Below are 11,239 nucleotides of genomic sequence, written 5' to 3'. Positions count from 1 at the left end.
ACCGCGGTCGCCGGCTGCTAGAGCCGCGCGGGTAGCAGCACAGCACCCATCCCGGTCGCCGGGGCGAGGTGACACCTGTCACCGGCCCGTGGCGCTGTCTGGCGTCTCCGTTCGCCTTCCGGGAGTTCTGCTGTGTCCGCTCGTCCGCAACCCGCTGCTCACCTTGTCCACCGCAACGTCCGCCTGCTGAGCTGGTTCAACTTCTGCGGCGACTTCCGCCTGTACGGGCCCATCATGGTCATCTACTTCGCGCAGGTCACCGGCTCGTACACCGCCGCCGCCAGCCTCCTGGCGGTGAAGATGCTGTCCTCGGCGGCGTTCGAGGTGCCGACCGGCGTGCTCTCCGACCGCCTCGGCCGGCGCGGCACCATGATCGCCGGTGCCGTCGTCATGGTGGCCGCCCATCTCGGGTACGCCGCCGCTCCGGGCTACGGCCTCCTCCTCGCTGCTGTCGTGCTGGAGGGATTGGCCACGGCACTGTGGAGCGGCAACAACGAGTCTCTGCTCTACGACACGCTGCTCGAAGCCGGCCGGGAGGACGAGTTCCCCCGGCACTCGGGCCGGGTGAACTCGATGTTCCAACTCGCGCTCGCCCTGGCGGCAGCCGTGGGTGGCGTGGTCGGCGGCGCGTGGTCCCTGCGCGGGGTGGTCGTGCTGTCCGTCGTGCCGCAGGTCCTGTGCGTCTTCATCGCCTGGCGGATCCGGGAACCGCGGGTGCACGGCCCGCTGGGATCGACCGTGCTGGTGCATCTCGGCTCGGCCCTGCGCGGCATCCGCGGTAATCCGGTGCTCCGCCGGATGACCCTGGTGTCGGCGCTTCGATACAGCAGTGAGAGCGCGGCGCAGTTGTCGCCGGTTTTCGTGGCCGGGCTGTGGCCGCTCTGGGCGCTGGGCCTGTGGCGCACCTTCGGCCACGCCGTGGCCTTCGCCGGCTTCCGCGTCAGTGGCTGGGTGATCGGCCGGCTGGGCGCGGCCCGCACCCTGCTGTCCGGCGAGCTCTTCGACACCGCGGCGAACGTCGTTGCCCTGGTCAAGCCGACGGTGTTCTCGCCGGTGCTGCTGGGGTCACCGGCCTACGGCATGTCGACGATCGCCCAGCAGACGCTGCTCCAGCGGGAGTTCACCGACCGGGAACGCGCGACGATGGGTTCGCTCGCGTCGCTGCTCGGCAGCGTGCTGTACGCGCTCGTCGCGCTGGGAGCCGGCCTGGTGGCCGACCGCTGGGGCATCGTTGCGGCGTTGCTCACGATCCAGGCAGTGGTGCTCATCGCCCTTCCCCTCGCCTGGTGGGTGCACACGCACGCTTCGCGACGGCTTCTCGGGGCGTGAGACGCCGACGGGGCGGGACAGCGGCCGGGCCACCGCTGCGGCTGTGCCGGCCGGCCGGGAGGCGGTGATGGACGGCGCCGGCCGGCGGCTCACCGCGAATGCCAAAGCCGCCGGCTCGGGGATCGTCCGGTGAAGAAGGTCGCAGACCGGCGGCCTGCAACTCCCGCGCTACCTCGGTCTCGAGGGCGTCGTCGACCATTCATCGCTGCCCTTCGCTGTAGAGGTCGGTGATTCCCGACGGTGTTGCCTGGGCCTTCGCTGCGGACGCGGACCGAGCGGGACCGGCCACCCGTTGGTGCCCGGTCCCGCCTCCCGTCGTGCTCGCGCGGCCGCCGGCCGCGATGCGCACCGACGATCAGGACGACTGGCCCTGCCCGACGGGGTGGACGGAGACGCCTTCGATCGGCTCGTCGAGTTCGTCGGGCGCCGTGGTGTACAGGCCGATTCCCTGCTCGGGCAGCTCGAAGGTGGAGTCGTCGTCGAACACGGGCTCGACGCCTTTGGCGCGCAGCGCCTCCAGGACCGTGCCGAGCGGCTGTCCGACGAGACTCACGCCGTCCCAGACCACCTCGGCACCACCCGCGCTCACCTCGATGAAGGTGAGCTTGTCCTGCTTGTCGTAGTACAGCATCAGAAGTTTGCCCGGGTACATGTCGGTCAGGCCGTCACCCGGATTGCGCTCGAACGACTCGAAGGTGCCGAACCGCTCCCGGTGGGTCGCCCGGTCCTCGCCGAACCGGGCGCCCTGCACGCCCTCTCCGGGCAGGACCTCAATGCGTGCTTGGTGCTCCGGCATCACGACTTCCTTTCGTACGGGGTGCGGCACCTCGGGGAGACCCCCGGGGTGCCGCAACTGTCGAGCTGTCAGGCGATCACTTCTTCTGGGGATACTTTTCCAGCATCTCCAGGATGGCGTCGTCATACTTGGTGCCGAACTTGGAGCGAATATCGTCGATGTCCATCTTGACCGCACCGGCCGTGTCGCCCTTGTCCAGCAGGGCTCGCTGAGCTGCCCGGTGCGCCTTGGCGCTGTTGAAGGAGCCCCAGCTCGCGGTCTTGATGTGGTCGGCCAGGTCCATCTGGATCGCCGGGCCCGCCGTCTTGGGCATCCCGTTGATCGAGTTCGGCGGCATGTGGTTGATCTCGGTGCCGGGCACGTTCTTCTTGGTGGCCGGATCCTTCAGGTTCCGGTAGAGGCCACCCCGGTACTTGTGCCCGGCGGGAGCACGGTCGGCGCAGTTGTGGGTCAGGACGGTCTCGCCGCCCACCGCGACGTAGAAGGTGTGGATCCCGTCGACGGTGAGGTTGTGGACCTTCTTGACCTCGGTGAAGGGGTGCACCCCGCGCACGGTCAGCAGGTCGCCGTCCGCGCCGAGGACCACGTCGTCCGTGGCGAGCTCGGCCGCGGGGACGAAGCGGCCCTGATCGTCGACCCAGAACGGGTGGCCGTCGGTGGCGATCACCGTGCCGGTGGCCTCACCCGCCGCGCCGTCGGTGTCGACCGTGATCTCCACCAGCTTCTTCTCACCGTCGCCGGTGATCAGATCGGTGACCGGCCGGGCCTCGGTGATGCCGAGTTCCGGGTCGGTGGCGAGCACCTCGTCGCCGAGCTCGATGTCCTCGATCGCCCGGTAGGAGCCGTCGGCCATCAGCACCGCCGTACCCGGCACGAAGCTGTTGGCCTTGCAGCTGCCGCCCCGTGAGGCCGCGGTCCGGCCGCCGGTGTTGCCGCCGGCCTTGCCGCTGCCCCCTGCCTTCGCGGGACCGGCGCTGCCGCCGCCACCCGCCGCTTTGCCACCGCCGGTGGGGCCGCCACCGCCGGACGACGCCTTCGCCGGGGTCGGAGCTGCCCGCCCCCCGCCCTGACCGGCGTTGGCCGCCTTCGATCCGGTGCGTGCCGCGTCGGCGCCCTTGGAGGCCGACTGTGCGGCGTCGACACCCTTGGCGGCGTACTTGCCGGCCTTGACACCCGAGGCGGCGTAACCGGCCAGCGGGATGGCCGAGGCCGCCGAAAGTGCCGCGTTGGCGTAGTCGCCTTCCGCCGCGTACCAGGCCGCGTTGGCCAGGTCCGCGACCTCGCCGACGCCGGGCACCAGGCCGGCGACGTCGAGGGCCGCGTGGCCGATGTCGCCGAGCGAGAGGTGCCCGTCGAGCTCGACCTGCGAGATCGGGTTGCCGCCGCCGAACGCGTACCGGTTGTTGGTGAACGGGTCGGTGGTCAGGTTCATGTCGGCCAGGGCGCCGTTGTAGTTGTCCTGGGTCAGGAACCTGTTCAGGCCGGGGTCGTAGTCACGGAACCCCATGTCGTACGAGCCGGTGGACTGATCGAACCGCTTGCCGTTGAACCGGTACGCGTTGTACGGCTCCTTGGCCGGGTCCTCCGGGTTCGCGGCATCCGGCTTGTCCACGCCGGTGAACTGAGCGTCGTCGTTGCTGCCGTACGCGGTGTAGCCGTACGTCGCCCGGGAGTCGCCCTGCTCGTCGGTGATCTGCTCGACGTCGGTGTGCGGGTTGTAGGTCTGGTACGACGTCTCGAAGCTGCCGTCGTCCTTGAACTTCGCCTGGGACAACAGCTGGCCGTCGGGTCCGTACTGGTAGCTCTTGCGGAGCTTGCCGCCCTCTTCCTCGGTGAGCGTCTCCTCGGTCAGACCCATGTAGGTGAACGTCGTGGTCTTGTCGTTCTGCTTGCGGGTGAGCTGACGGTCGAGCGGGTCGTAGGTGTACTCGGTGTCCCCGCCGGGCGTCTTGGTGTGCTTGACGGTGCGGTCGAAACCGTCGTAGGTGTACTTCTCGGTCTCGGTGCCGGCCGTCAGGACCTGGGACTGCCGCCCGAAGTCGTCGTACTTGTAGGTCGTCGTCACTCCGGACGTGACGGACTTCAGGAGCCGGTTGCGGTCGTAGTCGAACGTGGTCTCGGCGCCCTTGACCGTCTGCTTGATGACGTTGTTGTTGGCGTCGTGCACGTACGTCTCGGTGCCCGCGCCGTGACCGGTCTTGGTCTGCTTGCGGATCCGGTCCCGGGGGTCGTACTCGTAGGTGGTTGTGGTGTCCAGCGAGCCCGACTTGTTGTCCGCGTTCTGCTTCTTGCCGACGTCCTTCGAGCGCTGGCCGTTCGCGTCGTACTCGATGGAGTGCTCGTTGACCACCGCCCCGCTCGACTTCTTCTCGGCCTGGTTCTTGAGCTTCTTGTCGAGGTAGTAGCCGTACGTGACGGTGTTGCCGTTGCCCTTCTTCTCCGTCTCGACCTGCATCCGCTTCGTGTACGTGTACGTCGTGGTCTTCGTGTCGTCGGCGGACTTACCGGTCTTCGCCGTCTTGACCAGGTCGCGCTCGTCGTAGTCGTACTCGGAGTAGGCCTTGTCGTGCTTGAGCTTGAGCAGGTTGTCGTTGACGTCGTAGTCGTAGTCCGTCGTGTTCTTCACCGCGCCGTCGAGCTTCTCCAGCACCTTGTCGAGGCGGTTACGACCGTCGTACGACAGGGTGTAGTTGTCGATCTTGGCGTTGGAGCTCTTGTCGAGCATCTGGGTGAGGTTGGCGTTGGCGTCGTAGGTGAACTCGAAGTTCTTGCGCGCCGTCGCGGAGCCGTCCCCGTCGTCGGCCTGTGTCTTCTCCTTGCCGTCGGGGAAGAACGTCCAGTTCATCTGACGCGTCTTGCCGTTGGCCCCGGTCACCTTGCGCGACGTCTGCTTGCCGACGGCGTTGTAGTCGTACTCGCTCTTGATGTTCCAGGGGTCGGTGCTGGTGCGGCTCCAGCCGTTGTCCCAGTAGGTGTAGGTGGTCACGGCCCGGTCGGCCTCGCCCTCGGCCGGCGGGGCGCTGACCGTCTTGGTGTTGCCCACCGCGTCGTACGTGTAGATCGTCTTGTCGGCGGTCTTGTACCGCTCGTCGTCGGCGTCGTACGGCTCCTGCTGCTCCTTCATCCGGTTGAGCGCGTCGTAGACGGTCACCGTGGCGAAGTCGTTCGGGTCGTCGGTGGTGTCGACCCCCCGTGGCGAGATCACTCTCGTCTGGTTGCCGACCTCGTCGTACTCGTACTTCGTCGTGCGGACGACCGTCTTGCCGTCGTCGGTCTTGTGCGGCACCCGCTGCTCACTGACGTCGGCGCCGGCGTCGTAGACGATGGTCGTGCGGTTGCCGTCCTGGTCGACGGTGGCCGTCGCGTTGCCGTCCCGGTCGTACTCCGTCTTCGTGCTGTGACCGAGGGCATCGGTCTCGGCGATCGGCCGGCCGTTGAGGTCGTAGTCGTACTTCTCGTTGTAGTCGTCGGCCTGGGCGGTGGCGGACTTGCGCTGGTCGGCAACGGTCTTCAGGTTGCCGACGTTGTCGTACGTCGAGGTGACCCGGCCGCCGTCGGCGTCGGTCGTCTCGAGGAGTTGGTTGAGCTCGTCGTACTTGTACCGGGTGACGTAGTCGCCGGTGGTCGCCGACAGGGTGCCCTTCGGTTCCGTCTCCGCGAGCAGGTTGCCGACGTTGTCGTAGTCGTACGTGGTGATCCGCTCCGGCGTACCGCTGCCGTCGCTCGGCTCCTTCAGGGCGGCCAGCCGGTCGGTCGGGTCGTGGCTGGACTCGCTCACCGCCCCGTTGGCTTCCTCCTGCCGTACGACGTTGTCGTTGCCGTCGTAGGTCGGGCCGGGCGTGACGATGTAGACGTTGTTCGCCGCGTCCTTCGGTTCCCGGGAGTTCAGCGGCCGGCCGAAGACGTCGTAGGTGTACGTCGAGGTCTTGCCGGCGGCGTCGGTGATCGAGACGACGTTGCCGATGGCGTCGTACTCGTACGTCTCCTTCTGGTTGAGGGCGTCGGTGATGGTCCGCGGATAGCCGACCGGGTCGTAGTCGTCGTACTTCGTCGTGTTGTCGTTGGCGTCGGTCGAGGTCTTCTGCTGACCCCACGTGTCGTACGTGTAGACCGAGGTGTAGTCACCGGCGGCCGCGGTCGCGTTGCCCTTGGGATCGGTGACCGAGGTCAGGTTGCCGTAGGCGTCGTAGCCGAAGGTGTGCTTGCGGCCCTCGGGGGACGTCTTGGCGGTCAGCTCGGCGGTGTGGCCCTTGAGCCCGAACCGGTACTCGAGTTTCTGCGCCGGCCAGTTGTTCTTGTTCGCCTCCGGATCCTTGATCTCCAGGGGCAGGCCGGTCTTCTCGTCGTAGACCCAGGTGGTGACCGCGCCGTTGTCCTCGGCCAGGCGCCGCACGTTGTTGTCGGCGTCCCAGGTCAGCTCGGTCTTCTGCTGCTTGGCGTTGGTCAGCAGGGTGGGCCGGCCGAAGCCGTCGATCAGGTACTTCGAGGCGTGCCCGTTGGCGTCGGTGACGACGTTCTCGATGAACGAGCCGGTCGAGCCGTCCGGGTCGGTGTAGGTGAAGTCGATGTTCTTGTCGTTACGGTCGACGACCTTCTCGGTCCGCCACTTGAGCAGGTTGCCCGCGGACGCCGGGAAGTAGCCCAGCTTGGTGCCGTTGCCGCGGGGGTCGTCGACCCGGACGAGCTTCGGGTTGTTGAGTCCCGACGCGTCGTCGTAGTAGAAGCCGAACGGCTTCTCGTCGGCCGTGCCCTGCCCGTCGAGGACCTCGCGCAGCAGGCCCTTGTCGTTGTAGGTCAGGGTGATCCGGCGCCCGGAGACGTCGGTGATCGCCCGCAGCTGGTTGACGATCTGGCCGTTGGCCAGGTTCGTGCCGGACTGCTTGGTGTCGCTGTTGCCGGTGAAGAAGGCGAAGTTGTCGCCGCTGTTGAAGTACTCGAAGGTCAGCGTGCGGCGGCCGGTGGCGTCGGTGATGTACTTCAGCACGCCGGTGTTGCGGTTGCCGACCTTGACCCGCTCGTAGGTGAACCGCAGGTCATTGCCGTTCTTGTCGATGACGGCGGTCTGGTAGCCGTCCACGTCGAAGTAGAACTGGCTGCGGTCCGGGCGGATCATCACCCAGGTACGGGTCGGGTCGTCGCCGTTGCGCTGCAGATAGAGGTGCACACCGGAGGGGCTGTCGTAGTCCCAGTCGGCCTCGTTGGTGCTGTCGTGCTTGTTGAGGTCGAAGAAGTGGCTGGTGCCGTCGCCGTCGGTCAGCGTGACCTTCGCCGGCCAGCGGTCGTTGCCGCCGGAGAACTGCAACGGTGAGCCGAGCCGGGTGACGGTCGAGGTCGACAGCGACCAGCCGTACCCGATGTAGGAATTGGAACTGTCCTGGCTGTTGTACGACAGCCGCAGGAACGTGGACAGGCCGCGGCTCGGGTTGCTGAACGCGTTGTAGCTGAACACCGCGTTGCCGGAGAACTGGTTCACCATCACGGTCGAGCCGGCGCCCGCGTTCTGGCCGGTGTACTGGTAGAACTTCTCCAGCCCGAGCTGGTCGGAGGTCGGGTCCTCGACGGTCACCGGCTGGGCCAGCGGCGGGATCTCCCACACCTGCGACAGCCACTGGTTGGTGGTCTTGTTGCGCAGGTCCCACTTGAGGACGAACTTCTGCCGCTTGTTGCCCTGGTCCGAGCGGACGGGCGTCATGATCTTCGCGTTGACCGTGGTCACCGCGCCGGAGGCGAGATCCACCGGCAGCGGCGTCTCGCGCTGGTTGTCCCCGGTGGTGACGTCGGTGCCGTCGGCCAGCTCCCACCGGTACGACAGCACCCAGTCCGCCTTGGCCAGCGGCGAGCTCGTCGAGTTGGTGATGGTGACCGGGGACGTGTACTCGTCACCGGGGATCATCCGCGAGGGCACGGTCGGCGCGTAGTACGTGTTCTCCGTGGCCGGCGCCGTGTAGATCACCTCGAGGCGCGGCCGCTGCCGGATGTCGGGCACCTCACCCGCGGTGAACAGCACCCGTTGCGTCGGCGTGGACTCGTTGGCCAGCCGGAACAGCACACCCTTGTTGCTGCTGGGAGTGTTGACCCAGCCCTGCACCAGCGACGTGGCGTTCCAGTTCTGCCAGCGCGGATCGGTGCCGATGGCGGTCACCGAACCCGACGCCGCCGCCGTGTAGTCGCCACCGGGGGCGGTCCAGGCCGTCGAACCGGCGGCCTTGTTCCACGAGCCGGTGGCCTCGTCGAAGTCACGGGTCAGGCCGTGCATGTTGAAGGTGGCGCCGCCGTCGCCCTCGGAGTACGCACCCCAGAGTCCGACCTTCGCGCTGAGCACCCTGGTGCCCGTGGGCAGCCCGGTCATGCTCGGCCACTTCACCACGGCCCGGCTGGTGCCGAAGATCGAGCCGTTGTTGCCGATCTGGATCAGCCCGCCGCCGTCGAGCCCGTCGTGGCCGGTGTCGGGCTGCTTGCTGGTCAGCGTCGTGTCGGTGGAGTTGCCCTGCAGCACGCGCACGATGTGGCCGGCCTTGGGCAGCTGCACCTGCTCGGCCGGGGACGGGATGAGCTGCCCGTCGCGGGTCTTCACGACGATCATGTAGTAGAACGGGGCACCGAACTCGGTGGCGTTGTTCGCCGGCGTCGGTGTGCCGCTGGTGTCGCTGTAGGACGTCCGGTCCTTGAGGATGGGTGCGACCAGGGTGCGCTCCGAGGGGATGAAGCTCTGCGCGGAGCTGCGGTGCACCTGGTACTCGACGATGTCGTCGCTCGTGCTGCTCGACGGGTCGGCGTAGGCGCTCCAGGCCAGCTCGGCGCCGGTGGAGCGGATCGTCGTCGGCATCTGCAGCGTGACGCCGGGCCGGCCCCAGGTCAGCAGCAGGGTCGGGAAGGTGTCGACCTCGCCGCCGAAGGCGTTCTCGGCGCCCTCGTAGCGGGGGCCGCTGAGCACGCTGGCCTCGTTCGGGGTCTTGAGCACGAAACCGTTGTTGGCCTGCTTGCCGTCGATCCAGTCCTGCACGATCGACCGGACGCTGAACGTGTGCCAGGCGTGGTTCTGGAAGGCGCCCTTGCTGTCGGCGGCCTTCTTGACCAGGCGCACACCGTCGGCCACGACGGTCCTGTTGGCCACGTCACCCAGGACGACCTTGTGGGTGGTGCCGGCGTTGAAGGAGAACTCGCCCAGCGACACCCAGGCCCCGCTGCCCGACCCGGTAGTCTGGTTGACCGTCTTCACTGTGCTGCCACCGGTGTGGAAGACCGTGTACGGCGCGTTGGTGGCCCGGTCGGCGCCCGGGACGTAGTGCACCTGCACGTCGTACTGGCCGGCCTCGGTGACCCGCGGCACCCAGGTGTAGGTGTCGCCGGTGGTGGCGCCGCTGTTGGTGCGGTAGCTGCCGCTCAGGGCCGCCGCGGCGCTGACCGAGGGCCACTCCCCCACAGCCGCAGTCTTGCCGGAGTCGGCGTTGTCGATCTGCTCGGTGTTGGTGCCGATCTCGCCGACCGCGGTGTTGATGTTGTTCCAGGTGACCGTGCTCTCGTTCCAGGGCGCGGTGACCCGGTGCGCGTTGATCGGCACTACGGTGCCGTCCAGCGCGTTGACCATGTTCTGGTCGAAGTACATCTTGAGCTGGGCCGAGTCCAGCTTCGTACCGGCCGGGACCTCGCTGAGCGGGAACTTCACCAGGCTGCGGAAGATCGCGTTGGTGGAGCCGCTGACCTGGTTGGTGCCGACCGACAGCCGCCACGACGTGTCGTAGTTGACCGCCGGGTCGTACGAGTTGATCATGCCGTCCTGGGCCTGGCCCACCTGCGGCTGCACCTTGATGGTGGGGTCGATGACCACCGGGTACTTGCGGGCGCTGTCACGCAGCCACTTCTCGTCGGCCGTGACGGTGAGCCGCAGCGTGGAGCCGGAGCCGGTGAGGACCTGGGTGACCTTGTTGCTCCACCCGGTGCCGGTCGGCGTGGCCGGGTCGGCGCCGCTGTCGTACATGTACGGCTTCGGAAGGTAGAACAGCGGCGCACCGTCGGCATCGGCGGCGCGGAAGGCGATCGAGCCGTCGGGCTGGGCGGCGGCGGTCACCCCGTCGAGCGCGAGCGTGAAGGTGTACGACGCGGCCCCGGCCGGGGCCTTGTCGAGCACGATCTTCTCCTTCAGCGCGGACGCGTTCACGTCGTACGCGACGTCGGCGCTGCCGAACACGTCCGGATAGCGGACCGCGCTGCCGCGCACCTTGGGTGTCACCTTGCGGGCGGTCCCGGCGACGCCGACGGACACCGAGCGTCCACCCAGGTCGTAGCGGACGAGCCGGTCGGTGCGGTCGCCGAAGCGGCTGTCGAAGGAGTTCTTCTCGGCGCGGTAGACGTAGCCCTGCTCGCCGGTGCGCCGGACCGTGGTGTCGATGTCCTGCCAGCGCCCGCCGGCGTCGCGGTAGTGCAGCGGCGCGCCGCTGACCTCGGCCTGCGTGCGGCCGTCGGCCAGGGTCCACACCTTGGCGTTCGAGGTACGGGCCGAGACCTTCTCCGCGACCCGTTTCGCGGCCGGCAGCGTCTTGCCGGTGGGCGCCTTCTGCCGGTCCGGCAGGCTGCTGCCCGGTCCCGGCGGGGTGGCGGCGACCGGGCGGCCCTTGACAGGCGGCACGCCCGGGGGCGGGTCGGCGAGCACCACGGCGTCACGGGCGCGTTCCTCGGCGGACTTCGACGACGATCCGTCGTCACCGAGGCGCTGCGTGGCGACCAGGCCCGAGCCGATGAGCAGCAGGCCGAGCAGGCCCGCGCCGATGGCGGTACGACGACGGCGATTGTGCGGAGAATGAGTGTCCATGCTCGTCGAGCTCTCCTCGATGGAGGTGCGGACATGCGACGGAACAGGCAGCCTCGATCGCCACACGTCGCCATTGAGACAATGGGCGTGCGGGCAGGGCGGATGTGCGCTGGTGAATGTCGCTGGCCGACTCGGTTGACAGAAGAATTGCGACGCGTGCAAAGCGCGTCGGACCGAGCGGATCCGGCCCCCCGTGTGGTGGTACTCAGCCGATAGCTGGCAGCGACCGTATCAGCCGGATCCGTGACCGGCAATGACCGTCCTCAATGGTCCGACGCTTCTCCCGCAGTCGGAATGTCCCATTC

3 protein-coding genes are annotated in these 11,239 nt (G+C 68.1%); 1 reads left to right on the top strand and 2 read right to left on the bottom strand.

What is annotated here, in order from left to right:
- The first annotated feature begins 132 nt into the window (after positions 1–132).
- Entirely contained in the window at positions 133–1,329 is a 1,197-nt protein-coding gene (locus tag ACQP2Y_RS18355) for an MFS transporter (protein WP_433729787.1), read from the top strand.
- 355 nt (positions 1,330–1,684) lie between these two features.
- Here ACQP2Y_RS18355 and ACQP2Y_RS18350 read toward each other — a convergent pair whose 3' ends face one another.
- Both ACQP2Y_RS18350 and ACQP2Y_RS18345 read right to left on the bottom strand, forming a co-directional pair.
- Positions 1,685–2,125 (bottom strand): hypothetical protein, encoded by a 441-nt coding sequence (locus tag ACQP2Y_RS18350; RefSeq protein ID WP_433729785.1) that lies wholly within the window; start codon positions 2,123–2,125, stop codon positions 1,685–1,687.
- 76 nt (positions 2,126–2,201) lie between these two features.
- Positions 2,202–10,934, bottom strand: a complete 8,733-nt coding sequence (locus ACQP2Y_RS18345) for a DNRLRE domain-containing protein (protein WP_433729783.1) — start codon at positions 10,932–10,934, stop codon at positions 2,202–2,204.
- Positions 10,935–11,239 lie beyond the last annotated feature (305 nt).

The sequence above is a fragment of the Actinoplanes sp. CA-051413 genome (assembly GCF_050955795.1).
GTDB lineage: Bacteria > Actinomycetota > Actinomycetes > Mycobacteriales > Micromonosporaceae > Actinoplanes.
The sequence above is the reverse complement of the archived record's forward strand: the minus strand, read 5'-3'. Positions and strand labels throughout refer to the sequence as shown.

Bases quoted from the DNA above. Each gene is read 5' to 3' on its own strand.
- ACQP2Y_RS18350 (WP_433729785.1), bottom strand. From the start codon at position 2,125: ATGCCGGAGCACCAAGCACGCATTGAGGTCCTGCCCGGAGAGGGCGTG.
- ACQP2Y_RS18345 (WP_433729783.1), bottom strand. From the start codon at position 10,934: ATGGACACTCATTCTCCGCACAATCGCCGTCGTCGTACCGCCATCGGC.